Raw genomic sequence first — 24,295 nt, forward strand, 5'->3', positions numbered from 1 at the left:
AAAAAAAGGAGACCGGCCACAGCCGGTCTCCCTTGCTCGTTATTTCGTCTTACTCTCGGGCCACCGCTGCCAAAAGTTCCGACTCCACCGGATCGACAATCCCACGCTGCTCTAAAAAGCCCAACAGCGCCGCCAAATCGTCGTAAAACGGCTGTGCCCCCGAGACAATGGTTAAGTCAGGGTTGGGCGGCACCTCATAGGGTGCTTGAATGCCGGTCATATCGTTGATATCACCGGACCGCGCCCGCCGATACAGGCCTTTGGGATCGCGCCGCTCGCACTCAATCAGCGGGGTCGCCACATAGACCTCTAAAAATTCGCCGTACGGCTCCACTTGAGCGCGAATGCGCGCGCGCCCTTCCTCCATCGGAGCCACCATGGCAATCACCACCAGGCCACCGTTTCGCACCACCAGACTGGACACAAAGCCCACCCGTTCCATATTCTCCAAACGATCCTCAGGGCTGAAGCCGAGACCCTTGGAAAGATGGCGGCGAATTACATCCCCGTCCAAGAGCGTAACGGGCCGCTCATTGCGCAGCGTCAACACGTGATAGAGAGCCTTGGCCAAGGTAGATTTTCCGGGAGCCGGCAAGCCCGTCAAGAAGATAGCCGCTCCGCGGTTGCGGCCATAGGACTGATGCAAGACCTCCCGGACGGCTGACGGTGCATACCACTCGGGAAGATCCTTGCGCTCGGCCAGCATCTGACGGACGCGGGTCCCGGACAGTTGCTTCATTCCGGCGTCTGGGCCCGTCACCGGAAGATAGGCTCGGCGCGTTTCATCCCACGCATATTCGGGAAACACCAAGGGTTGAATACGCATTTCAGGTGCCAACTCACTCAACAGTTCCTGGGCCTGGAATGGCGGATACCAAAAGCCGTCCGGGCGGTCAGGGTTTTTTCCTGGGTCCGCTGGAGCTCGTCCAACAATGAAATAGTCCACGCCAAAATTTTGCCGGATGAGGGCATGCCATACCGCCTCCCGGGGACCCGCCATGCGCATGGCCAGCGGCAGTGTAGCCAGCGTCACCGACGGGGTACCGTCGGGATTGTCCGGATAGCTTTGGGTTAAGGACCAGATAGCCCGAAGGCGCACCGCGGCCGGCAAATCGCCCGGCTTGGTAGGCCCTGTGGTTGGGTGCAGCAGCAGGTGGCCGCCCACTTTGTCCTGAGCGGCCTTGGTCAAGGCATAGTGGCCGCCGTGCATGGCATTTCGGGTATGAAAGGCCACCACCGGCTTCCCCAGCCGTTGAAATCGCTTGATAAGCTCGTGGGGCTTCCGATAGAGGGGCAGAAAGTCGACTTGGCGGGCCAGCTCCAATCGTTCCAAATCCAGAGCTCTGACCGGTCCGCCGATGTACCATGGGTGCCTTCGCATTAAAGCGGCCACCCCGGCGTGAGCGCGGTTGGTGGTCCCATAAACTAAGCGCGCTTCCTCCTCAAGATCGACCGGATAAATATCTCCCGCCAACAAGGCAGCCAGGGGCGTGCCATCGTCCCGGCATAAAATCACGTCGTCACCCGGCTGCACCTCCTTGGCAAACGACTCCGGAACATCCAAGACCACGGGAACGGGCCACAACTCGCCGCTTTCCAAGTGCATGTGTTCCAATACGGCACGGTAATCTCCCGCCGTTAAGAATCCATCCAGAGGAGCAAACGCCCCCACCAACAGCAAATCCAAATCGCACCGTTGTTCCGCCGTCAACACCCAAACATGTTCACTCAAGTCGTCTACACACCCTTCAAAGAAATCCTCTTTTCACCGTATCGCATTTAGTGCGGTAATGCGACAACCGGAGCTTCAGTTTAAGCCAGCTTTCAGGAAGTCCCGAATTAAAAACGGTATAGTGAAGTGAGGGGGTACAACCGTTGCTGCCAACTTTTTTGATTTTAGGGGCGCCGCGCAGCGGCACCACGCATCTTTATCACGGCCTTCGCCAGCATCCCCAGGTTTTCATGAGTGATTTCAAGGAGCCCATGTTCTTCGCCTATCAAGGCAATCCGCAGCCGAGCGTCGTATATGACCTCAACGATTATGAGGCGCTCTTCGAGGCGGCCCATCCAGAAGAAGCCCGGGGCGAAGCGTCTACACTCTACCTGTATAGTGCCCAAGCAGCCGACAACATTCGCGCGCTGATTCCCGAAGCTCGCCTCATCGCGATTCTCCGAAATCCGGTGGAACGAGCCTTTTCCCAATACACCTTCCAGCGGTTCCTTAAAACGGAACCGCTGGAAACCTTTGAGGAAGCTTTGGCGGCGGAACCCCGCCGTGTCCAGGACCCCATCCCCTTTCACCTCTATCGGCCGGTGGGACTGTACAGCGAACAGATCAAGCGCTACCTCGAACGCTTCCCTCAAGAACAGGTGCTCTGGCTATTGCAAGATGACTTGGCGTCGCACCCGGAGGAGGTTTTCCGCCAAATTTTCATGCACATCGGCGTAGATCCGGACTTTGTGCCCGACTTGCACCATCGGACCAACGCCTCCGGTGTGCCGCAGCACGAGACGCTGTTTCGGGCTATCAAGTCTGCGGGCCGCGCCGTCAAGCGCTTCTTGCCGGAAAAGCTGGCTGTCGCACTGAGCGGCACCGCTCACGAGACGCTCTTGGAACGCCCAAGCATGCAGCCGGAAACACGGGCAGAGCTCCAAGACTATTTCCGCAAAGATATTGAGGCGACCGCCGCCCTCATAGGACGGGACTTGTCCCACTGGCTCGAATAGCGAGCGCACAAAAAAGACCGCCGCCCACATCCAGGGCGGCGGTCTTTTGGTTCCGCCTTAAGCGGTTTCTTCCTTTTGCTTCTTCCCACTTCGGGTTTTGTTGCCCTGTGCCGTGACTAAGAGCGGCTCGTCGTGGTTTTCCACCACTTCGCGGGTGATAACGCACTTGGCCACGTCGGTCCGGCCCGGCATGTCATACATCACGTCCAGCATGATGTCCTCAATGATGGCCCTGAGGGCCCGGGCCCCGGTGTTGCGGCGCATGGCTTCCCTGGCGACGGCGCTGACCGCGTCATCCTTAAATTCCAGCTCCACATTGTCCATCTGCAGCATCTTCTGGTACTGCTTGATGAGGGCATTGCGGGGCTCGGTCAGAATCTTCACCAGCGCCTCCTCATCCAGCGCATCGAGAGTGACAATCACCGGCAGACGGCCGACAAACTCCGGAATCAAACCGAACTTGAGCAGGTCGTCCGGCATGATCTTGGCCAACACATCGCCGATATTGGTCTCCTCTTTGCTCTGAATCTCCGCATTGAAGCCCAATCCCTTCTTGCCGACCCGGTTCTTGATGAGCTTGTCGATGCCGTCAAAGGCACCACCGACAATGAACAGAATATTGGTCGTATCAATCTGGATGAACTCTTGATGCGGATGCTTGCGGCCACCCTGAGGTGGCACCGAAGCCACCGTTCCTTCCAAAATCTTCAAGAGCGCCTGCTGCACGCCTTCACCGGAGACATCCCGGGTGATTGACGGATTTTCCGACTTCCGCGCAATCTTGTCGACCTCGTCGATGTAGACAATGCCTTTTTCTGCCTTCTCCACATCGTAGTCCGCAGCCTGAATGAGCTTAAGGAGAATATTCTCCACATCTTCACCAACGTAGCCGGCCTCAGTGAGAGAGGTCGCGTCAGCGATAGCGAAGGGCACATTCAAAATTTTAGCAAGCGTCTGGGCCAACAGCGTCTTTCCGGAACCGGTAGGACCCAGCATCAAAATGTTGGACTTTTGCAGTTCCACATCATCGACTTTGTTGCCCAAATTAATCCGCTTGTAGTGATTGTACACTGCCACGGAAAGGGTTTTCTTGGCTCGGTCTTGGCCTACCACGTACTGATCCAGAATGGAGCGGATTTCAGCCGGCTTGGGGATATCCTTGAGCTCGAACTCGACGTCGTCGTTCAGCTCCTCCTCAATAATCTCGGAGCAGAGCTCAACACATTCGTCGCAGATGTAGACGCCGCCGGGACCTGCGATCAGCCGCTTTACCTGGTCCTGGTACTTGCCGCAGAACGAACACTTCAACTGACCTTTCTCATCGGTAAACTTAAACATGGTCTGCCCCCCTTATCCGCTCGCACACTACCTCTTGTCCAATCCCCCGCTACGCTTCCGTTGAAGGGGTAAGACCGGCCCGCGGAGTCAACACCTCATCCACTAAATGATATGCTTTTGCCTCTTCAGCAGTCATCCAATAGTCGCGTTCGGTTTCCTTCATAATCTGCTCCACCGAATGGCCGCTGTGCTTGGCCAAGATACCCGCCAAAGCTTCCCGGTTACGAATAAGCTCCTTCATCTGGATGTCCAGATCAGTGATTTTGCCACCCAACCGGTCCACCCAAGGCTCGTGAATCATCACCCGGGCATTCGGCAAAGCGAATCGCTTGCCTTCGGCGCCGCCCGCGAGCAACACGGCTCCCATGCTCGCCGCCAGCCCCACGCAGATGGTGGAGACATCGGGCTTGATATGCTGCATGGTGTCATAGATCGCCATGCCGGCGGTCACGGACCCTCCAGGGGAGTTCACGTAGAGATTGATGTCGCGGTCCGGATCATCACTCTCTAAAAACAGCAATTGGGCTACCACCAGATTTGCCACATCATCGTCAATGGCATTCCCTAAAAAGATGATGCGCTCCTTTAACAGGCGCGAGTAAATGTCGTACGACCGCTCACCGCGGTTGGTCTGCTCAACCACCATAGGAACCAGATAGCTCATTATTCTCTCCTCCACCATTGACCCTCCCTCAGCCTTCAATCACCGTTGACGAAACATAGTCGCTGGCTTTTTGGATGAGGAGACTCTCCCGTAACGCTTCAAAGTCGCCGCGGGACCGAAACATCTCAACGATTTCCTCCACCGGCTGCCGGTACAGTTCCGCCATGGGCCGGATATTTTCGATGACATCCTCGTCGCCGACGGTAATGTTCTGCTGCCGGGCCACCGCTTCCAACAAGAGTTCCTCTCGTACCCGCTCTTCAGCCTGGGGCCGCATTTCCTCGTGCAAATCCTCCAGGGTGATTTGACGACTCTCAATATACTCCTCGATGTCAGCGCCCATCCGTCGAAGCATGTTGTCTAGCTCATGCATTTGGTTGTGGATGGCTTGCTCCACTAACGCCGATGGGAGTTCAAAGGACACGCGCTCCTTCAGCTTACCCAAAATTGAAGCCAATCGATCATTCTTGGCCTGCTGCTGAAGCCGATCGCGAAGCCTATTCGCGACTGTGTCACGGAACTCCTGCTCATTATCGTATCCAAGCGTCTTGGCCAATTCCTCATCAATAGGCGGAACGTCAGGGCGCTTGAGTTCGGTGATGGTAACTTCAAACCGTACCGGCTTACCCTTCAAGGCCACGTCAGGGTGATTTTCCGGGTAGGTCAGATGAAGCGTGGCGGGCTCATTAGGCTTTAACCCAATCAATTGGGTCTCCAACCCCTCCACCGCCATGCCGGAACCGATCTCCACGGCATACGTCTCGTCTTCCACGAAAGGCTCCGTTTGATCCGCTTCTTCGCCTTCCTCCAGGTATCCCTTTAAATTCAGGACAACCCGGTCACCCATAGCCGCCGGTTCATCCTCCACCGGTACCAATTGGGCTTGAGATATAGCCACTGACTCAAATTCCTTTTGCAAGTCTTCATCGGTTGGTTCTGGCACAACCAGGGGCTCGTTGAGCAAATCATCCAAGGATCCGATTTCAATCACCGGCTTGGATTCCACTTCAATATCAAATTGAAACGGCTTGTCCTCGTCCAATGCCACGATGTTTATTCGGGGCTCGCCTACCGGTTCTACCGCGGCCGCCTGCAACGCCTCGCGATAATGGCGATCCACGAGTTGTTGGGCCGCTTCCTGCAACAGCACACCCCGGCCAACATACCGCTCGAAAATCTTCCGAGGAGCCTTCCCACGACGAAACCCTGGGATGTTATACCGGCCCACCACGGTTTTGAAGGCCCGGTCCATCGCCTGGCTGACATCGGCCGGATCAATGGTTACCGACACCTTGGCTACCGCACGAGGCAGCCGTTCCAACGCCACATCCACTGCAAAATTCCTCCTCTAACGCCCTTGAAAAATCAACCTATTATAGCATGCTGGGATAGTCATTCAATAAGAAAAGCCGAGGCAGAGGGCTGCCTCGTTAAAATGGAGCGGAAGACGGGATTTGAACCCGCGACCCTCGCCTTGGCAAGGCGATGCTCTACCGCTGAGCTACTTCCGCAATGGTGCGAGGGAAGGGATTTGAACCCTTACGCCTTGCGGCACGAGATCCTAAGTCTCGCATGTCTGCCAATTCCATCACCCTCGCCTGGTGCGCCCGGTAGGATTCGAACCTACGACCTCCGGATTCGAAGTCCGTCACTCTATCCACTGAGCTACGGGCGCAGAGAAAAAACTCCCGGTATTACCCGGGCTAAAATTGGGGTGAATGAGGGGACTTGAACCCCCGACCCCCAGGGCCACAACCTGGTGCTCTAACCAACTGAGCTACATCCACCATATTTGTTTTTGTTGTTCCTCAGAACGCAGTTTATCATACCATAATCACAGCTTCTGTGCAACGCTCTGAGATTACTCATCGCGTCAAACCCCGACCTCATCAAAACCGGCAATCGTTTCGGCTCACGCCAGTTTGAACGCTATCACCGTCAGCACCAAGCAGTGCTTCTTGCTCTTATTTTAATCACGTACCGTTGCGTGGCCAGCCGCGTCCCATTTCCGCGTTCAAATGATCGAAACAATTGACGAAATCCGTCCTGTAAACTTTGGTCGTCAACTCGGCAGCGGCGCAAGACGCAAAATGGCCTCTGCAATAGGGTGCGTCATCATTTGCTCAACCGTCCCTCGTCCCACAATACCCCCGGCGTCTAGAATGACGGCATTATCAACCAGATCGAGGTTTGTCAGGCTGTGGGCAATCCATAGCACCGTGCGCTCCCGGGCCCAACTCATCACCGCCTCCATGAGTTCTCGCTCACCAACCGGGTCCAGTCCCTCCGTGGGCTCGTCAAGCAGCACGATGGGAGCGTTTTTGAGAAAAACGCGCGCCATGGCCAGCCGCTTAATCTCGCCGCCCGACAACGACGCACCCCGCTCACCCAGTACGGTGTCAAGACCATCGGGCAGTGCGGCCAACACGGAGCCCATACCCGCCATGTGAAGGGCTTGACTCACCTCCTCAGGTGATGCCGAGGGCCGCGCCAGCCGCACATTGTCAAGAAGTGTCGCATGAAAGACGTACGGGAATTGGTTGACCACGCCGAAATGGCTGGCCCAGGCGTCCCGATCCCACTCGCGAAAGTCGGTGCGGTCAAGCGTCAGCGCACCCTCGGAGGGCGCCGACAACAGCCCTGCCGTCAAATTCATAAGCGTGCTTTTTCCCGACCCGTTCGGACCGATTAAGGCAGTATGCACGCCGGGTTCAAGGGTCCAATGGATGTGCCGCAGCACAGGCTTCCCTTCCGTTCCCAGCGTGACGGTCACATTCTCGAAGGACAAACGCGGCACCGTCGAAAGCCGGTCAACACGGCCGGGGGATGACGCGGCAGAAGATGGCGCGATAAGCGTGTTAACCCGGGATTGGGCCCGTGCGAGCCCTGAGGCGTCCTGAAAGGCGGCCGGCAGGCCCGATACGATTTCGAAACTCGCCAAGGCCAGCAACGCGAACACCGGCAGGACTATCGGGCGCATCGCGTGATGCGTTACAGCGGACGCCGCGACAACCAGGACAATCCACATGCCGGCCAACGATGTGAATAACGCCAAGCCACTAAAAAGGCCGCTTGTCCGGGCCAGACGATGTTTGGCCGCAGTCAACTGTGTTTGAAGCGCCCCTACATCAGCACGCGCTTTGTCCGTCAACGCAAGAGCCCATATATCTGTCATCCCGTGCAGCACTTGAATGAGGACCGAGCCCAGCGCACTCCGCAGATCCACCAGCATGCGGCTAGAAAGACGGGCCATCCGGCTTGCCGCGTGAGACAGCACCAGACCGGCGATGAGAAGCATCAGAACCAACAGAAGCGCGATATGCCAGTTCATGAGGGCTCCGATGATAAACACCATGAAGAGGCCCACAACCGCAATGATAATCGGTTCGTACAGGCCCACCAAGAGATTTTGCAGGCTGTCCACATCGCTTCCGACGCGCGACAGCAGGTCGCCTGAGGAATAGGCCTTCAACTCATCAGAAGTCTTTGGCTCGATAGCGGCAAAAATTCGCGTCTTGAGGTCCCGCAGCCATCTCAGCGTCGCATCATGCGCGAAGTAACGGTCGAGGTAGCGAAAGCCGGCGCGGGCGGTGCCGAAGAAGCGAACAGCGACAATGGCCGTCCATAGCAGCAGAATAGTCGCCGGATGTTGGGCCGCTTTGGCAATGAGATAGCTGGACGTGGACATCAGCCCGAGGTTCATGCCCACGGTTAATGCTCCAAATAGGAAGGCCAGAACGAGCAGCGATCTATAGGACTTGATGAGCTGGATGAGATTCCCGTTCATGGCGTATGGGCTCCTTTCGTTGATAGGCGTCGAGAAGAGCGCGGTATGGCCCAGCAATGTGACGAAGTTCAACGGCATCGCCCCATTGGGCCATCTGTCCTTTATCAAGCACGAGAATCCGATCGGACTCTGCGACCGTGGCCAGACGGTGGGCGATGGTAATCGTCGAACGCCCGCGGCCAAGACGCTCCATCGCCCCCAGAAGTGCCCATTCTGCTGCCAAGTCCAAGTTTTGGGTCGGTTCATCAAAAACGATTAGCGGACTATCCTTGAGGAATGCACGCGCTAACGCCAGCCGCTGCCGCTGGCCTCCGCTGAGTCTCAACCCCTCCTGCCCGATATTGGTGTCCACGCCCTGGGGGAGCGCGTGAACAAAACCCCATGCGCCTGACTGGGTCAAGGCGTCCTGAAGATCGTCGGACACCGCATGCGGCGCCACCGCCAAAAGGTTGTCCCGAATGGTGCCATCGAAGAGGTAAGGCCGTTGGGTGACCCAGCTGACATTCCGCCGCCACCAGTCTAGGTCCAGTTCCGTCAGCGGAATGCCATCGATGGTGATGGTCCCCGTGAACTGGCTGAGACCGAGCAGCAGTTCAACAAACGTGGTTTTCCCGGAGCCGCTCCGGCCGACGACGGCTAAATGCTCGCCTGGCTCGAGTCGAAGGGATAGATGGCTCAAAGCTTCGACTGTCCGCCCAGGATACCTAAAGGACACATCCTCCCAGGCCAGGGGCCAGGGCCCTTGGCCCTTGGGAATTCTAGAACCCCCTGTTAGGGCTTGTACCGGCCTATCCATCAAGTCAAAAATCTCTTTGGCCGCCGCAGCACCTTTTAAGCCGTCGTGGAACTTGGCACCGAGATTTCTCCAGGGAATATAGAATTCCGGCGTCAGCACCAGCACCATGAAGGCTGTTTGAAACGAAAGGTCGCTATGAATCAAGCGAAGTCCAACCGCCACGGCGATGAAGGCCATGCTGAGGGAGGCAATCAGTTCGAGCACCAATCCGGATAGAAAGGCGATTCTTAATGTGGCCATGGTAGAGGCCCGAAACGCCTCAGAGTGATTGTAAACCGTCTTGGTCTGGCGCTTGCTCTGGCCGAACAATTTTAGCGTGTCGAGACCATGCAAGACATCCAGAAAGTGTCCGGAGAGCCGCGTCAACAAAAAAATCTGGCGCTTGGAGTGGTTTTCCGCCTGGCGCCCAATCAAAACCATAAACAGCGGGATAAGTGGCAAGGTCACCAACAGGATGGCCCCGGATACCCAGTCATGCAGCATCACACCGCCCCAGACTACGGCCGGGACCGCTGCGGTCACAATAATCTGCGGAAAATACCGGGCCAGAAACACTTCCAAGTCATCGATGCCCTGGACGGCCAATGTGACCATGGCTCCACTTTCCAGGCGTTGGTCGGTTGGCCCCTGATTGAGCAGGGTGTCAACAAATCGCTTTCGCAACTCCCCCTGTATCTCCGCCGCGCCTCTGAGGGCCCAGTGTTCCTGAAAGCCAGTCGTAATGGCCCGCAGCGCAATGACTCCCAAGAGCACCAGGGCCAAGGTTTCAATGCGTCCCAAGGTGTCATGGTCTATATAAATGAGGCTCACGATGCGGCTTAGGACTCCGGCTTGCAGAACAATTAGGACGCCCATCAGGAGACTGGTGACGCCGAGTCCCAACGCCAACGTTTTGCCCGATTTCAATTGTCTCCATAAACGGACGTCCATTCTTACCATCTCCCGTCTGGGTAATCATTAAGGCGGAAACGGTTTTGGTCAAGCAGGCGCCATTACTCCGAAAAAGCCTTATTTCATCAGGGGTTTCACCCATTTTGGGCACCCGCTTAAGAAAATTTAGGATCGATTGACGCTGAAAATAGGACCGTTTGTTCCCCCAACTTCACCACCTTTGGCGGTCACCCTTGTCCACACGACAATTTACAATGCGAATGAAATCAATTGGCTGAGTCGGGCACCCGGCTCGCTTTTTATGCCGTGTGGAGCCCGTGAAGGAGTGAACACCATGACCGCAGAAGGTCTGGCTCGTCTTCAGTTTGGGACCATGACCATCTACCACTTTATCTTCGTCCCCATTACCATCGGGTTGTCGTTTATGCTCGCGATTTTAGAAACCCGGTATTGGCGGACCCGCAAGCCCGAAGACAAGAAAGTCCTGGATTTCTTTGGGCGGCTGTTTCTCATAAACTTTGCCGTTGGCGTCGTCACCGGTATTTTGCAGGAGTTTCAGTTCGGTATGAACTGGTCAAACTACTCCCGCTTCGTCGGCGACGTCTTCGGCGCTCCACTGGCGGTCGAAGCGCTGGCCGCGTTCTTTTTGGAATCTACCTTCATCGGCATCTGGATCTTCGGCTGGGATCGCCTATCGCCGCGGGTGCACACCTTATCCATGTGGCTTGTCGCGATCGGCACCAGCCTGTCCGCGTTTTGGATTTTGACCGCCAACTCCTTCATGCAGGAACCGGTGGGCTACAAAATTGTCAACGGCCACGCCGAGATGACCAACTTCTTCGCGCTGCTGGGGAATCCTCAGCTGTGGGTAGAGTTTCCGCATGTCGAGGCGGGCGCATTAACTACCGGCGCTTTCTTTGTGGCGGGTATCAGCGCATACTTTCTGTTGGTCAAAAAGCAGTACCGCGACTGGTTTATGGCGCCCTTTCGGATCGCGATGATCGTGGCGGCGGCGGGCAGCGTGGTAGCCATCGCAATCGGGCATGACCAGGCCCAGCACCTAATTATGGCTCAGCCCATGAAGATGGCCGCCTCGGAAGCCCTATGGCACACCAGCAAACTTCATGCGTCTTGGAGCATCATCTCCTTATTCAATCCCGTCACGCATCACACCTGGTTTAAGATTTCCATACCGTCCATGTTGTCGATTCTCGCCTACAACCGGTTGACCGGCCGAATACCCGGCATCGCGGAACTCCAATCGCTGTATGTGCACCGTTACGGACCAGGAAATTATGTGCCGCCGGTGTTGGCCACGTATTGGAGCTTCCGGTTGATGATTCTCTTCGCCTTCCTCATGGCGATCATTGCGATTTGGGGTCTGGTGCTGATTTATCGCAAGCGGCTTCTCGATCGTCCACGATTCCTGAGACTGATGCCATGGGCGATTGGTCTTCCCCTGCTCGCGAATATCATGGGATGGGTCATGACCGAGGTCGGCCGCCAACCATGGATTGTGTTTGGGCTGCAAAAGACGATTAACGGGGTTTCGCCGACCGTGTCGACAACCGATGTCGCCATCACACTAATTGGCTTCACGATACTCTACGCGATTATGGGCGTCATGGAGGTGCGCTTGCTGCTCCGTTTTATCCGTCTGGGACCCGACGCGCCCGAGTCGGAACATTCGTCCGCCGTAGAGAATCATGAACCGAAGCTGTTCGAATTTTGACGGGGGGTAATTGGCCGTGTCATTGCCAACGTTATGGTTTGTCCTAATCGCGGTATTGTTTGTCGGGTATCTGTTCCTAGAAGGGTTCGACTACGGCGTGGGTATGCTCCTGCCCTTTATCGGCCAGACCGATACCGAACGCCGGGCGGTCTTGGCGACAATCGGCCCGATTTGGGATGGAAACCAGGTCTGGCTCATAACCGCGGGTGGGGCTTTATTCGCCGCCTTCCCCAATTGGTACGCCACACTCTTTAGTGGATTTTATCTCGGTTTGGCGCTTTTGTTGGGGGGACTCATTATTCGCGGGGTTGGGATCGAGTTTCGAAGCCGAGACGTCCGACCTCAATGGCGCAATCGCTGGGACATCGCGATTGCTATCGGCAGTGCCATTCCCCCCATCGTCTGGGGGCTGGCCATGGGCAATTTGCTGCACGGCGTTCCCATTAACCAGCACATGGATTATGTGGGCGGCTTCTTAACCCTGTTCAACCCCTATGCGCTGGTTGGGGCGGTGGCGGCGGTGCTGCTCTTCTTGCTGCACGGCGCGTTGTATCTCGATTTGAAGGCTCCCGAAGAGTTATCGCTCCGCTCCCACCAATTGGCCTACCGGATCGGACTTTGGGCCACCGTGTTTTATTTCGTCTTCATCGGTTTGAGCTACTTCTACGCCAACTTCGCTCACAAACTCGGTATTGATCCGGGGCCCATTCCCATCATAGCCGGACTGAGTATGGTGACCGTGCGCTTTTTGCTTCCCTTGCGCCATCGTTCATGGGCTTTCTTCATGGGCGGGATCACCATCGTGCTGTCCACCATCAGCGTATTTTTGGCGCTGTTCCCGCGGGTGATGATCTCCAGCCTGAATCCCCACTGGTCGCTAACTATCTATAACGCCGCGTCTAATGCGTATAGCCTTAAGGTAATGACCATCGTTGCGGTCACGGTGCTGCCGATTGTGCTCGCCTATCAGTTCTGGAGCTATTGGGTATTTCGTCGTCGGATTTCCCTGAAGGACAACTTTCATTATTAGGATTCAGGCGTTCGTCCTATGAGGGCCGGTCGGCTATCATCGCGACCGGCCCTCATTCCTTCCCAAGCTTCTCAAACTCACCGGCGTGATATGGGCATCCCTTTGGCTTGCTATTGATTGGCTCAGGAACCGTTGGACACCTGGTGGACGACACGCAAGTTGGCATACCGCAAGCACAACCCAACAAACACGATGTCTACACCCGCAGCCTTCATCGGCTGGATTTCTATGGGGAAAGTCAATACCATCACGCTCCCGGGCCCAGTTTGCCATTGGTGCAATCGCATACCGGTCATTTGAGGACCACACCCAAAGTTGCGGCAGAGAACGAGTCTGCAGCAGGAATTGGCCATAGTCTCCGTGAATGATAACGGCCAGAAGACCTCGTAACATCCGACGTGCTATGAAGGAGAGAGTGGTGGATGCCAACCAGTAATCCCCGGAGCGTGCCGCAATTGTTCCGCAATCCCGCATATCGGACCTGGTCTCTCGCCTCCATCCTATTCCGACTCCCCGGATTCATGGCGCCGCTCGGATTCGTCTTAATCGGGGTAACGGTGGCTTCGCGGAGCGTCGGGGGTCTGATGGTCACCGCGGAGGTTGGGGGGATAGCGGTGGGTGCTCCGTTGTTGAGCCGTTGGGTCGACCGCGTGGGCGCACGCCGGGGCGTTCTCGCCTTCTCGCTGGCGCTTACGGCCATGTTTATCGCTTTAGCCCTCATGGCAGCCCTGCGAGCGCCGGGTTGGTCTCTAATTTCTGGGGCCGGCCTCGCCGGCTTCCTGTCATCCCCACGTTCCCCAGGGCTGCGTGCTCTCCTCGATGACGTCGTACCGAAACCTGCCCTGCAGGACGCGCTCACGCTGAACGCCACGGTCTCAGAATTTGCGGTATTGTGTGCACCACTGATCGTGGCCGTGATGGCGCTCTCGTCGGCCATCGCCGTGGCGCTGGCCATGGCCGCCACGACGGCGGCCGGTGCGGCAGTGCTCCTTACGCTCCCGATATCGGCCGGGGATCCTCATTCGCCTACCACAACCCGCACGACCCCACAGGCCCCATCCCGAATCCCGCTCCTCCGAATCCGGGAGTTGTGGTTTTGGATCGCCCTGTATGCGGGATTCGGACAACTGTTCGGCACCGTCGAAACCGGCGCCCTGCCCTGGGCCCGCGCCCTCCACCTGGGGACATGGGGAGCGTCGACGGCACTGGCCATCCTGTCGGCCTCCGGCATTGTCGTGAACCTATTCTACGCACGGCGACCACACTCCCCGACACCGTCCGGCCCTCTCAGGCTTCTCGCGACCATGACCATTGGTTGCCTCGGGCTGGCATTCTCACCCAATTGGTGGCTCGGGGCGGCTTCCTTAGGCGTTATGGGAGCCGCCGCGGTCCCGTTACTTGCACGGGCCTCCTTCGGCGTCGGCCACGCAGTCCCGGCGGGGCAGCAAGCGGAGGGATTTGGGGTGACGAGTGCCGTGCAAACTGCCGCGTATGGTCTGGGTGGTGCTCTTCTAGCCGTGCTACCGATCCATTGGATGATCCTGGCGGGTACGAGTGCAGCGCTGGTCACCTTGGCTTTGGCTCCCGTATGGACGGCACACCAGACTGCCCGCGTCGGGTGAGTGTTGTCCTGCAGTGGCGTGGCTTGGGCTTGGGTTGAATTCATTCGGAGTTTCGGTAGTTGGAGGGCAAGCGATTTTTGTTGCCGCCTTTATGGTCTGCCTTGGCATTCCCGTTTACCGCGCAAGTCACGGGTCGAGGGCCGTTGTCCCCGATTGCGTACTATCGGTCAAAATGTCCCGTCACACGGTTCGGGACGACACAGCATTAAAACGTCAGCCGTAGTTCCCGTTCAAGACCCGTCCGTCCTATTTCGGTGACGACTACCGCTCGTCCCTGAGGAATCCGCTTGACCCAGTTCAATTCCACGAGCCGGTTCGCCATCGCCGCTCCGAGCGCCCCAGCCAAATGGTGCCGACGTTCACTCCAGTCCAAGCATTGCCGAGCAAAGTGGCGTCGTCCTCGTCTAAGGGCATCGAAATCCAGGCCAAATTCGCGAAACCAACGTATTCCGTCGGTTGGGACTACAAAGTCACGCCCGTCTTCCTGAATGAGGCCCGACTCCAACATTCGGTCGGTTAATGCGACCCCGACCTTTCCCGCTAAGTGATCGTAGCAGGTCCTCGCGTAGCGCAGCGCACGAGCCTGATCGGATTCGCGCAGGGACCGAATCGGCTTCGGAGCGGCAACCGCGTTCAGGGATTCGAGCGCCAATCCGACTTCAGCATTGGACAAACGATAATATCGATGCCGACCGTAGGATTCATGCACCACCAGGCCCCCGGCCTCGAGTTTGGCTAAATGGGAACTCGCGGTCTGGGGCGTTACCCTCGCGGCACGGGCTAGTTCGGCGGCCGGCAACGCTTTGCCGCCTAGCAAACACAGCAACATGGCTGCCCGCGATTCGTCACCAATCAAGGACGCGACTTCTGCCAGATTCGGTACCATCATCTCATGCCTCCACCTTTCCATTCGTGCACAACACTCATACTTCGATAGTAGTCGAATAGTTACCGCATTACAATAACCGAGGAACAGAAGAGCCCCGGGAGGAACGGTCAATGAAACGGTTTATGGCCTCGATGCCAACGCGGATTGTACATCCTAAAATATTGTACTTCGGTACCCCCGTGGTATTGCTCACCACACTCAACAGAGACGACACCAGCAACATCACCCCCATGTCGTCGGCTTGGGCGTTGGGGAACCGCATCGTCTTGGGCCTCGGCGAAGGGGGCCACGGGTTGGCCAATCTGCGCCAGCGTGGCGAGTGTGTCGTGAACGTCCCGGGTCCGGACCTATGGGAGCGCGTGGAGGCGCTAGCGCCGTTCACCGGAGCCAATCCGGTCCCGGATTTTAAGAAAAGCGTGTTCCATCACGAAAAAGACAAGTTTGGAATCGCCGGTTTAACGGCGGCACCATCGCATCACGTGCGCCCGTGCCGCATTGTCGAATGCCCGCTGCAAGTCGAGGCCCAGCTTGTCGACCTGCGGATGTCGGGTGAGGGGACCCGTTTTGGCATTATCGAGGTGGAGGCGATCACAGTCCATGCCCATGAGGACATCGTGCGCGACGACTCGCATATCGACCCCACGGTTTGGAGCCCGCTCATCTACAACTTCCGCCACTACTTTGGGTTGGGCGCACATCTCGGCAAAACGTTTAGAGCGGAGTTCTAAGAGCCATCCGATGGGATCGGCACGCGCTGCCCTTTCGGAAGTGTGGCACCCTCCGCGGGATCCAGGCCGAACCCTCGGTCGGTCCCACCTCGTCATAATAGCCAGGGCGAAGGAATAAGGCCCTCGCCCTTGGGTGATATCTGTGCTCTCGGAAATGACGACGCCTTCCGCGGTAGCCTAATGGTATCGTAGAGCCTGAGGGCCATACGCCCCCGAGATACCGTGGTTCCTCGCGTTGATTAGTGTCAGCCTCAAGTCATTGGGCCGTGAACGAAGAAGTCCGAGGACTGGCCATGGCACGGATGTTTAACACAGCTTCTCCGTTGCGATCGGCACAATGGAGTCAGACTCAGACCCTATTTGGTGAACGCGAGGGCAACACGGAATGCAGCCCCCGGAATAGCGCCAAAACTATCGTGGGCGAACGGTACCATCGCCTGGTGAAATGCGCTACGATAGAATGCAATGTCCTGGTAGGCAGGGTGATGCTGGTTACCTCGGCGAGAGGATCGGGTTGAAAGCCGTGGCGGGAATGTACCGTTCACGGTTAATGCTGGCGGCCGCTGAGCTCACGGTTTCTTGAGAAATCTCAAATAGACGGCCGCAAACACCAACACAATACCGATGTTCACGATGAGCCGTTCCCAGATGTGATGCCGAAAAAAAAGCAAATCGACAGTCACGATCACGGCGATTAACAGCGCGGTGAAGAACACGACCGACAGGTTCCTGACCATTTCAACCACCCGTTCCAGTATATCAACAACCGCCACAGCTTACCTTTGGAATGGCCGGATTTACTTCTGATTAAGGGTTTGTCAGGGTTCGAGGCTCGGCGACTCGTTTGCGGTCCGCGTCAACAAGTTGTCGTTCCACTCTGGGGTTGCGCCTTACATGTACTTCGGTCCCGTATTTCCAGCACACCTCGGGATGAACTAAAATCAGCGCCCAACGAGAACGTCATCAAACCGCCGGGCTCCGATGAAGTCGCGAGCCCGAAAGCAAGAGCGCAAAACACAAGTCCCGCAATCGCTTGCGGGTTAACGGTTTTGAGATGGTGTCCCCGGCAGGATTCGAACCTGCGACGCCGGGATTAGAAGTCCCGCGCTCTATCCACTGAGCTACGGGGACGCGGCGAAAATCTGGTCGGGGCGGAGGGATTCGAACCCCCGACCCCTTGCTCCCAAAGCAAGTGCGCTACCAAGCTGCGCTACGCCCCGTCCGGATCTTAAGTATACCAACGCGCTCCATTACGGTCAATCACTCCGGGTGCTGTACCAAAGCGAACCCGCCACGATCAAAAAGATGACCAGCCCCGCGACGCTTCTGGCGCCCGCCTTGGCGATAATAAGCCCGATGGCCAAAGCCGCCAAAGCCAAAATCGCGAGTTTGGGATCGTCAACAAACAAATCGTAGATCTCTTTGAGCCATTTCATGATGTCGCGACACCTCGCTTCTTCAACGAGGAGATAATGAGCCAGGATGCGGCCAGGTACCCAGCGATAAGCAGCAGAATGCTAAGGTCTTGCCCTGGCCAGACGACGCCCAGTGACTTGCCCGCCCAGAAGCTGCCGAAGCTGGTCAGCATAGTCCCGACCACGAACTTCATCACGTTTTCCGGCACCTTGGAAAGCGGTGCCTTAAGCACAAGACCGGCCGCCAAGACGATAACCAAGCCGACGGCAGCGCCTAAAATAGCGCTGGGATAGGCACGCGCGGCAGAGCCCATGGTGAGGACGATCACCACCACTTCCAAGCCTTCCAGGAACACCCCATTGAAGGCGGTGGCCTGAGCGGCAAACGCATTGCCTTGGCTTTGACGAAGCTTGCCGACTTCCTTTTCAAAGGCTTGCGATTCGTCATGCAGCGCCTTTCGGCCCGAAAAGCGCAAAATTGCCTTCCTCAACCATTTAATACCGAATAATAGCAGCAAAACCCCGATGACGCCGCGAAGAACATTGATGGGTACGTAACGAAGAACCCCAATGCCGAGGACCGCGGTCAAGACGGCCAGGGCCGCAACCGCCAATAGGGTGCCCCTCAAGGCGGGGCGGTAACCTTCCACGGTGCCTACCGCCAACACGATGGTTAGGGCCTCTACAAATTCGACGGAGGACGCCAACAGGGCGGCTATCAGGACATACCAATTCATCCCCAAGCCCCCTAAAAAATTTCGATCGATTAGTCTAAGTTCATCTTACCCTAGGGATTAGCGGCGCCACAACTCGTGGGAATCGATCTTTTCGATGAGCGCTCGCGTAGCCAGATATCGATGCGAAATGCGGTTTTTAACCGATTGCGGAATTTCTGCCAGCGTCCGGATGCCATCGGCTGTAAAAATTGGATCGATGCCAAATCCTTCTTGGCCCCGGGGCCAACCTACGATTTCGCCTTCCACCACGCCTTCAGCCCAGACATCGCGGCCGTCCGGCCAGGCCAACACCACAACGGCACGCATGCGGGCGGTGCGCTCCGAACGCGGAACCGCCATCAGTCGTACCAGTATTTCTCGTGAGTTAATCCACGGCACGTCCGAAACAAAGCGGGCTGAATGGATGCCGGGCAGCCCTCCGAGGGCATCCACCTCCACACCCGAATCGTCGGCCAAAGCTGGAAGCCCGTAGGTGCGAGCCACGTAATGTGCTTTTAAGCGGGCGTTCTCGAGATAGGTGGAGCCGGTTTCCTCAATGATTTCCTCTTGAGTCTCGAGCGCCCGGATGACAAAAGGCGCCTGCCGCAACAGCTCTTGAAACTCCCGAAGTTTACCGGGATTATGCGTTGCCAGAATTACCTCAGCGCTCAATGAGCCCCGCCCCTTTCGGGAAGGCATCGCGTTGCAGACGGTTCAGGGTGTCCAAGCCGTCGGCTCCTAAAGCCAGCACCTGGCTCAACTGCTGGTTGGAAAAAGACCGGTGCTCGCCCGTGCCCTGAATCTCCACCCACTCCCCGGAGGACAGCCGCACCAAATTGAAGTCGACATCAATGTCGACATCTTCCTCGTAGGACAAATCCAACAGCACCTGCCCATTCTTTAGGCCCACACTCACCGCCGCGACCTGTCCACGAATGGGCGGCTTTTCAAAACGCGCTTTTTGGTTGATGACATCTAACGCTTGCCAAAGCGCCATAAAGCCTGCGGTAATGGCTGCGGTGCGAGTTCCGCCGTCGGCTTGGAGCACGTCACAGTCCAGAATGATGCTCTTTTCCCCAAGACGCTCGAGATATAACGATGCTCTGAGAGAACGGCCAATGAGGCGCTGAATCTCGACGCTTCGCCCCTGCTGGCGTCCCCGCACCGACTCGCGGTGGGTCCGCTCATGGGTCGCCCGCGGCAGCATGGCGTATTCAGCCTGAATCCATCCTTGACCCGTTCCCCGCACAAAAGGCGGAACCTTGTCCTCCACGGTGGCGGTCACCAGAACGCGTGTGTTCCCCGCCTCAATCAGACACGATCCTTCGGCCCAACGGCTATAGCCCAGTTCAAGCCGTACGGATCGCAGTTGGTCTCGCTCGCGGCCATCCGGTCTCACCCAAACGCCTCCTTCAAGCTCTAGTGTGCCACGACAGGACACAAGTTCTCATAAAAAAACTCCCAACGCGTCGTCGGGAGTCAAAATTTTGGTGGAGGCGGGGACGTGCTGCCCGTCCCGTCCGAAGACACGTTATACCAGATTTCTACGAGCGTAGCTTCGGAATTGATCTCGCCGACCACCACCGTCCGAAGCGCGGCGGCGATAAGCCCAGCCCTTAGATTCCCAACTTCAGTCGGGCGGCTGAAGCGGTATCCTGCCTATTTTACGTGACCGAAATGAGGACAGGCGCTGAGTCCGGCCACGTTAGCTGAATTAAGCAGCTAAAGCGTATTCGAAAGAATCGTTAGATTCGTTGGCAGTTATTGTTTCCTGCGGTTTTACGAGTCACAGAGCTCGGCTCGCTGTCTGGCACCCCGTTCATCCCCGTCGAATCTAGTTCGCCCCCAAATTACCGGGTGCGCTCCTTCATGACTCGCTCGATGTGGCGCATCGCCTCGCGCTCATGAATGGTGTGCCGCTTGTCGTACTGCTTCTTTCCTCTAGCAACAGCTAATGATAACTTTGCGCGCCCATGTTTGTCAAAGTAGAGTTTCAACGGCACCAGCGTCATGCCGTCCTGCTTGACTTTCGCTTGCAGTTCGCGAATTTCTTTTTTGTGCAGCAACAGCTTGCGGTCCCGGTAAGGATCATGGTTCCACCGATTCCCTTTGTCATACGGAGCCACGTGGCAATTAATCAAAAACACTTCCCCATTAACCACCCGAGCGAAGGAATCGCGAAGATTCACCCGTCCGAGCCGCATCGACTTTACCTCCGTACCGGTCAACGCAATGCCGGCCTCCACGACCTCATCAATGAAGTAATCATGCCGGGCTTTGCGGTTCTCGGCAATCGGCTTTTCCTCGCGCGCCATCCTTCTCCCCCCAATCCAAGCGCCATTCTCGCATGCTTTAAGCAAAATATCAACGCGCCCGTCTTCTAAACCTCGCTTGCCCTACATATTTCGGTAAGGAGGTGAGTACGATGCGCGTCATTTGGTGGAGAATCACTCGTCCCGATACTCCCGAAGGGCCCTCAGAACTCCTGGGGGAGACCCTCAATATTCATTTGCCCGAAGATTGGTCGCCCGTTCAGGTCATGCAAAACGGCGAGACAGCTATTGACCGCGATTGGCTCAATCGGCTCTTAAAGTGGAGCGACGGTCCGGATTCACCGTCGTGACCGGCCGTACTGTAACCGGGCTGGCATCAGGCACCTTTACGCGGGTGGAATGGCGTCCGGCGGGCAACAACCCCAGCCATTGGCCGCCTTCCTTCTCCAATATCAAGGCGGGACGGACGCCCTGGCCTAAGATCACCACATCGGAGCCATGCTGGGCGGTCCACCAGTGTCCCGGGGCTCCGTCCACACGGTGGAACACCACCGTGGCCCGGCGCTCAAAGAGTCCGCGCCGCCGAATCCATAGCGGCGCTTGGCGCGGCCCTACCAAATAGAGATGGTTAACGCCGAATTGCAACGCCAGCGTCATCGAACCTGGCGACGGCTCAACGTTATTGTGTACCATCATCTCCATCATCCCCTACAAGGGTAACGCCACCCCGCCAAGAGAGGTTACCGGCGTCGGCGGGCACGTTTCTTCTTTTGGGGCGGGGCGGCGGGCAGCTTCAACTGAAAATCAATGCGCCGGAGCGGTACGTCCACGGCCGCCACTACCACATCGACTTCTTGTCCCAATTGAAACACCCGTCCCGTGCGATCCCCAGTGAGCCGGTAGTGGATGGGGTCGAAGGACCAGTGGTCGGCGGGCAGATCCTCCAAACGCACCAGCCCCTCCACGAGATTGGGCAGTTCCACAAAAATACCGAAGTTGGCCACGCCTGAAATGACCCCATGGTACTCTTCGCCCAAGTGATCGCGCATGTACTCGGCTTCCTTCATTTGGACGGAATCCCGCTCCGCTTCCATGGCTTCCCGTTCCCGGGCTGAACTGGATTCGCCCACCTCGGCCACAATCAGCTCGAGGCGCTCACGATCCTCGGAAGTCAGCCCCTGTCCCAAGTATTGGGTCAGGACCCGGTGCACCCATAAGTCCGGATAGCGGCGAATAGGCGAGGTAAAGTGCGTGTACTCCTCTGAGGCCAATCCAAAGTGGCCTGTGTTGACCGGCCCGTATCGGGCCTGTTTCATGGACCGCAAGAGCGCCGAATTGATCACCCGTTCCTCCGGCCGCCCCTTCACCTCGTTCAACAAGCTTTGCAGAGATTTCGGCGTGACCGGGTTGGGCAGCCGGTACCCAAGCGCGCCAATCAACTCCCGAAATTGGTCCATTTTGTCGTCGCCTGGCTCATCGTGAACCCGGAACAACCCCGGCAATTGGTAGCGGATTAACTCGCCAGCCACCGCCTCATTGGCCAACAGCATCAATTCCTCGATGATGGATTCGGCCAGTCCACGGGATCGCGGCACAATATCCACGGGGTGGCCGGCCGCGTTCAACACCACCTTGGCTTCCGGCAAATCGAAATCCACGGCGCCGCGTTGCACCCGAATGGCCTTGAGGTGCTGGCGGACTTCTTCCGCCAGGTGGAGAAATTGGGTTAAGTCCTCGTCCGCTTTCTCTGTTCCCGCCAGCACCTGATTCACAAAATCGTACGTGAGCCGATGCCGGGTCTGGATGACCGATCGCGTAAAGCGCGCCCCAGTGCGCCGCCCCCGACTGTCGAGGTCCATCCAGGCCGTCACCGTCAAGCGCGGAATGGCCGGGTTCAAACTGGCGATCCCGTTGGATAACCGTTCCGGCAGCATGGGAATCACGCGATCCACCAAATAGACGCTGGTTCCCCGTCGGCGGGCCTCCAAATCGAGGGCGGATCCCTCGCGCACATAATAGCTGACATCCGCGATGTGCACCCCCACCCGGTAGCCATCGCCGACACGTTCCACCGAAATCGCGTCATCCAAATCCTTGGCGTCGCTGCCGTCAATGGTGACGATGAACCGGGACCTGAGATCCGCGCGACCCACCATGTCCGCCTCGCGCACTTCCCCGGGCAGCAGGGCCGCCTCCCGCTCCACCTCCGGGGGGAACCGTGGGCTTAAATGCCTGTCCACCATCAAGGCGCGAATATCCACGCCCGGTGCATCGGCCTCACCCAATATTTCCTCCACCTCGCCGCGAACCGGTCGCTTGGGATCGAGCGGCCAATCTGTGATGCGGCAGGTCACAATCAACCCCGAATGCCAGTTTTTGTCCCGCGGTCGGCTCACCCACACCAGCGGCTGACGCATGTCGCGGGGAATGACCCGCCACCCGCCGCTTCGGCCGGCATGGTCCAAACGGCCGACCACATGCGTGTGCGCACGTTCCACGACGTCCATGATGCGCCCCTCCGGTCCGGGACTTTGCGCTACGCGGCGCACCCAAACCAACACCCGATCCTCATGCGCGGCGCTGAGCAAATGGCGCTGCGGAACGAAAACATCATCGCCTGGATAATCCGCGCTCACGACAAATCCAAAGCCGCGGGGATTAACCCGCAAAGCCCCCACCCGGGTACTGACCGTCAATCGCCCCTCAAAGTCCCGCACTAGCCAGCCGTCGCGCCGCAACTCCGACAAGGATCGATACAGCGCCTTTGTCGGGGCCTTTGAGCCGGCCAAGCGCGACGCAACCTGCGCCTCCGGCATTGCATCCCGATTGTATAAAAGCGCAAAAATCTTTTCGTGAAAATTCTCCGGTATCGTTCGTCGCTGTTTTGCCAATCCGTCGCTCCTTACAAAAAATAACAAAAACCCCCAGTCAAGCCCGGACGGGGTGACTAGAGGCCTTTTCTCCGTTGCACCGGCGCGTCTTACCAGAACCGCGCCAACAGCAGAGTCAGAACCGCAAATACGACTCCAAGAATGACCGTAATCCGGGCCAACAAATCGTCCACGCCCTGCTTTTTCACGCCGTAGCCGCCAGATTGCGGGACGCCTCCCCCAAACGCGCCGCCCGCCATGCCTGGAGTATACCCTGTTTGCAGCAATATGGCGGCCATCAAGGCTAATCCAAATACAACCTCACCAATGATGAGTGCGGTCCTCAAAAAAATCCCAGCCCTTCGTCGTTCATGTCGCTTGATTATACCATATCCCACATTTCTTTCCGAAAAAAAGGGCCTCGGGAAACCCGAAGCCCCGATCAAAAGGCACTACTGCCCCATTTCAATATCCGCCATGGTGCGGCCGCGGGTTTCCCGTCCAAGCCACGCCACCGCGACCGCGACCACGATCAACACGATCGTGAACATCCAGAAAACCGACGAAACCGTGTCGTGGCTGGCCAGCAGCGCCCCCACGACTGTGGGCCCGACGATGCCGCCAATCCGGCCAATGCCCATGGCCCAACCGGCACCGGTTCCACGAGCCATGGTGGGGTATTGCTCGGTGGTATAGGCATAGGTGGTTCCCCAAGCCCCTAGCAGCTTGTGTGAATAGTCCCGAACATCCGGCGCAAAAAGGACTTCGCGACCCGGATGGCGAAATAAAAACTTATGAATACACGACGCCGTTTTCG

Annotated in this window: 22 protein-coding genes, 6 tRNA genes and 1 other RNA gene; 5 read left to right on the forward strand and 24 right to left on the reverse strand. The window is 57.4% G+C overall.

Annotated features, from left to right (window positions below):
• Nucleotides 1–49: 49 nt before the first annotated feature.
• Nucleotides 50–1,732, reverse strand: a complete 1,683-nt coding sequence (gene cysC / locus HIJ39_RS02635) for an adenylyl-sulfate kinase (protein ID WP_169096417.1) — start codon at nt 1,730–1,732, stop codon at nt 50–52.
• A 143-nt stretch (nt 1,733–1,875) separates the two neighbouring features.
• On the opposite strand from cysC, the gene HIJ39_RS02640 reads away from it, so the two are divergent.
• The gene (locus tag HIJ39_RS02640; protein ID WP_169096419.1) at nt 1,876–2,727 is read left to right on the forward strand and encodes a sulfotransferase family protein; all 852 of its coding nucleotides are present in this window, start codon (nt 1,876–1,878) and stop codon (nt 2,725–2,727) included.
• Between the two features lie 57 nt (nt 2,728–2,784).
• On the opposite strand, the gene clpX is transcribed toward HIJ39_RS02640, so the two are convergent.
• From clpX to cydD, 9 genes are all read right to left on the reverse strand, one after another.
• The gene (gene clpX, locus HIJ39_RS02645; protein ID WP_169096421.1) at nt 2,785–4,065 is read right to left on the reverse strand and encodes an ATP-dependent Clp protease ATP-binding subunit ClpX; all 1,281 of its coding nucleotides are present in this window, start codon (nt 4,063–4,065) and stop codon (nt 2,785–2,787) included.
• 49 nt (nt 4,066–4,114) lie between these two features.
• Nucleotides 4,115–4,729, reverse strand: a complete 615-nt coding sequence (locus tag HIJ39_RS02650) for an ATP-dependent Clp protease proteolytic subunit (protein ID WP_169096423.1) — start codon at nt 4,727–4,729, stop codon at nt 4,115–4,117.
• A gap of 28 nt (nt 4,730–4,757) precedes the next feature.
• Nucleotides 4,758–6,062, reverse strand: coding sequence for a trigger factor (gene tig / locus HIJ39_RS02655; RefSeq protein WP_169096425.1), 1,305 nt, complete (start codon nt 6,060–6,062; stop codon nt 4,758–4,760).
• A gap of 103 nt (nt 6,063–6,165) precedes the next feature.
• Nucleotides 6,166–6,240, reverse strand: a tRNA-Gly gene (locus tag HIJ39_RS02660).
• Nucleotides 6,241–6,242: 2 nt separating this feature from the next.
• Nucleotides 6,243–6,327, reverse strand: a tRNA-Leu gene (locus HIJ39_RS02665).
• 1 nt (nt 6,328) lies between these two features.
• Nucleotides 6,329–6,404, reverse strand: a tRNA-Arg gene (locus HIJ39_RS02670).
• Nucleotides 6,405–6,439: 35 nt separating this feature from the next.
• Nucleotides 6,440–6,516: transfer RNA gene (locus tag HIJ39_RS02675), tRNA-His, on the reverse strand.
• 275 nt (nt 6,517–6,791) lie between these two features.
• Nucleotides 6,792–8,516 (reverse strand): thiol reductant ABC exporter subunit CydC, encoded by a 1,725-nt coding sequence (gene cydC / locus HIJ39_RS02680; protein WP_169096427.1) that lies wholly within the window; start codon nt 8,514–8,516, stop codon nt 6,792–6,794.
• Nucleotides 8,479–10,242 carry a thiol reductant ABC exporter subunit CydD gene (gene cydD, locus HIJ39_RS02685; protein WP_169096429.1) on the reverse strand — a complete coding sequence of 588 codons (1,764 nt, stop codon included), beginning with the start codon at nt 10,240–10,242 and terminating at the stop codon, nt 8,479–8,481. The genes cydC and cydD overlap by 38 nt, the downstream gene beginning before the upstream one ends.
• A gap of 295 nt (nt 10,243–10,537) precedes the next feature.
• On the opposite strand from cydD, the gene HIJ39_RS02690 reads away from it, so the two are divergent.
• The 3 genes from HIJ39_RS02690 (at nt 10,538) to HIJ39_RS02700 (ending at nt 14,587) form a co-directional block, all read left to right on the forward strand.
• Entirely contained in the window at nt 10,538–11,935 is a 1,398-nt protein-coding gene (locus tag HIJ39_RS02690) for a cytochrome ubiquinol oxidase subunit I (protein WP_169096431.1), read from the forward strand.
• A gap of 16 nt (nt 11,936–11,951) precedes the next feature.
• Nucleotides 11,952–12,965 carry a cytochrome d ubiquinol oxidase subunit II gene (gene cydB, locus HIJ39_RS02695; RefSeq protein ID WP_169096433.1) on the forward strand — a complete coding sequence of 338 codons (1,014 nt, stop codon included), beginning with the start codon at nt 11,952–11,954 and terminating at the stop codon, nt 12,963–12,965.
• Nucleotides 12,966–13,387: 422 nt separating this feature from the next.
• A complete protein-coding gene (locus HIJ39_RS02700; RefSeq protein WP_169096435.1) occupies nt 13,388–14,587 on the forward strand; it encodes an MFS transporter in 1,200 nt (399 codons plus the stop codon).
• A 205-nt stretch (nt 14,588–14,792) separates the two neighbouring features.
• On the opposite strand, the gene HIJ39_RS02705 is transcribed toward HIJ39_RS02700, so the two are convergent.
• Entirely contained in the window at nt 14,793–15,476 is a 684-nt protein-coding gene (locus HIJ39_RS02705; protein ID WP_169096437.1) for an ArsR/SmtB family transcription factor, read from the reverse strand.
• A gap of 110 nt (nt 15,477–15,586) precedes the next feature.
• Here HIJ39_RS02705 and HIJ39_RS02710 point away from each other — a divergent pair, with 110 nt between their 5' ends.
• Nucleotides 15,587–16,204 carry a flavin reductase family protein gene (locus tag HIJ39_RS02710; protein ID WP_169096439.1) on the forward strand — a complete coding sequence of 206 codons (618 nt, stop codon included), beginning with the start codon at nt 15,587–15,589 and terminating at the stop codon, nt 16,202–16,204.
• Nucleotides 16,205–16,773: 569 nt separating this feature from the next.
• On the opposite strand, the gene HIJ39_RS02715 is transcribed toward HIJ39_RS02710, so the two are convergent.
• From HIJ39_RS02715 to HIJ39_RS02775, 13 genes are all read right to left on the reverse strand, one after another.
• Nucleotides 16,774–16,977 carry a hypothetical protein gene (locus tag HIJ39_RS02715; RefSeq protein ID WP_169096292.1) on the reverse strand — a complete coding sequence of 68 codons (204 nt, stop codon included), beginning with the start codon at nt 16,975–16,977 and terminating at the stop codon, nt 16,774–16,776.
• A 282-nt stretch (nt 16,978–17,259) separates the two neighbouring features.
• Nucleotides 17,260–17,335 (reverse strand) — tRNA-Arg (locus HIJ39_RS02720).
• Nucleotides 17,336–17,347: 12 nt separating this feature from the next.
• A tRNA-Pro gene (locus HIJ39_RS02725) sits at nt 17,348–17,424 on the reverse strand.
• A 36-nt stretch (nt 17,425–17,460) separates the two neighbouring features.
• Nucleotides 17,461–17,640, reverse strand: coding sequence for a hypothetical protein (locus HIJ39_RS02730; RefSeq protein ID WP_169096441.1), 180 nt, complete (start codon nt 17,638–17,640; stop codon nt 17,461–17,463).
• A complete protein-coding gene (locus HIJ39_RS02735) occupies nt 17,637–18,356 on the reverse strand; it encodes a COG4280 domain-containing protein (RefSeq protein ID WP_169096443.1) in 720 nt (239 codons plus the stop codon). The genes HIJ39_RS02730 and HIJ39_RS02735 overlap by 4 nt, the downstream gene beginning before the upstream one ends.
• Nucleotides 18,357–18,413: 57 nt before the next feature.
• Complete coding sequence (rdgB, locus tag HIJ39_RS02740) at nt 18,414–19,007, reverse strand: RdgB/HAM1 family non-canonical purine NTP pyrophosphatase (protein ID WP_243239293.1); 594 nt, start codon at nt 19,005–19,007, stop codon at nt 18,414–18,416.
• The gene (gene rph, locus HIJ39_RS02745) at nt 18,997–19,734 is read right to left on the reverse strand and encodes a ribonuclease PH (protein WP_169096447.1); all 738 of its coding nucleotides are present in this window, start codon (nt 19,732–19,734) and stop codon (nt 18,997–18,999) included. The genes rdgB and rph overlap by 11 nt, the downstream gene beginning before the upstream one ends.
• An 89-nt stretch (nt 19,735–19,823) precedes the next feature.
• Nucleotides 19,824–20,182, reverse strand: a transfer-messenger RNA (tmRNA) gene (gene ssrA / locus HIJ39_RS02750).
• Nucleotides 20,183–20,185: 3 nt separating this feature from the next.
• A complete protein-coding gene (gene smpB / locus HIJ39_RS02755) occupies nt 20,186–20,650 on the reverse strand; it encodes an SsrA-binding protein SmpB (protein WP_169096449.1) in 465 nt (154 codons plus the stop codon).
• A gap of 261 nt (nt 20,651–20,911) precedes the next feature.
• Complete coding sequence (locus HIJ39_RS02760; protein ID WP_169096451.1) at nt 20,912–21,304, reverse strand: hypothetical protein; 393 nt, start codon at nt 21,302–21,304, stop codon at nt 20,912–20,914.
• 44 nt (nt 21,305–21,348) lie between these two features.
• Nucleotides 21,349–23,499, reverse strand: a complete 2,151-nt coding sequence (rnr, locus tag HIJ39_RS02765) for a ribonuclease R (RefSeq protein WP_243239294.1) — start codon at nt 23,497–23,499, stop codon at nt 21,349–21,351.
• 89 nt (nt 23,500–23,588) lie between these two features.
• A complete protein-coding gene (gene secG / locus HIJ39_RS02770; RefSeq protein WP_169096453.1) occupies nt 23,589–23,825 on the reverse strand; it encodes a preprotein translocase subunit SecG in 237 nt (78 codons plus the stop codon).
• Between the two features lie 105 nt (nt 23,826–23,930).
• Nucleotides 23,931–24,295 (reverse strand): MFS transporter (locus HIJ39_RS02775; RefSeq protein ID WP_169096455.1); only part of this gene is annotated, 365 nt, incomplete at its 5' end.

The sequence above is a fragment of the Sulfobacillus harzensis genome (assembly GCF_012933365.1).
GTDB classification, from domain to species: domain Bacteria; phylum Bacillota; class Sulfobacillia; order Sulfobacillales; family Sulfobacillaceae; genus Sulfobacillus_B; species Sulfobacillus_B harzensis.

Bases quoted from the DNA above. Each gene is read 5' to 3' on its own strand.
- clpX (WP_169096421.1), bottom strand. From the start codon at position 4,065: ATGTTTAAGTTTACCGATGAGAAAGGTCAGTTGAAGTGTTCGTTCTGC.
- HIJ39_RS02650 (WP_169096423.1), bottom strand. From the start codon at position 4,729: ATGAGCTATCTGGTTCCTATGGTGGTTGAGCAGACCAACCGCGGTGAG.
- cydC (WP_169096427.1), bottom strand. From the start codon at position 8,516: ATGAACGGGAATCTCATCCAGCTCATCAAGTCCTATAGATCGCTGCTC.
- cydD (WP_169096429.1), bottom strand. From the start codon at position 10,242: ATGGACGTCCGTTTATGGAGACAATTGAAATCGGGCAAAACGTTGGCG.
- HIJ39_RS02690 (WP_169096431.1), top strand. From the start codon at position 10,538: ATGACCGCAGAAGGTCTGGCTCGTCTTCAGTTTGGGACCATGACCATC.
- HIJ39_RS02700 (WP_169096435.1), top strand. From the start codon at position 13,388: ATGCCAACCAGTAATCCCCGGAGCGTGCCGCAATTGTTCCGCAATCCC.
- HIJ39_RS02705 (WP_169096437.1), bottom strand. From the start codon at position 15,476: ATGATGGTACCGAATCTGGCAGAAGTCGCGTCCTTGATTGGTGACGAA.
- HIJ39_RS02710 (WP_169096439.1), top strand. From the start codon at position 15,587: ATGAAACGGTTTATGGCCTCGATGCCAACGCGGATTGTACATCCTAAA.
- HIJ39_RS02730 (WP_169096441.1), bottom strand. From the start codon at position 17,640: ATGAAATGGCTCAAAGAGATCTACGATTTGTTTGTTGACGATCCCAAA.
- HIJ39_RS02735 (WP_169096443.1), bottom strand. From the start codon at position 18,356: ATGAATTGGTATGTCCTGATAGCCGCCCTGTTGGCGTCCTCCGTCGAA.
- smpB (WP_169096449.1), bottom strand. From the start codon at position 20,650: ATGGCGCGCGAGGAAAAGCCGATTGCCGAGAACCGCAAAGCCCGGCAT.
- HIJ39_RS02760 (WP_169096451.1), bottom strand. From the start codon at position 21,304: ATGATGGTACACAATAACGTTGAGCCGTCGCCAGGTTCGATGACGCTG.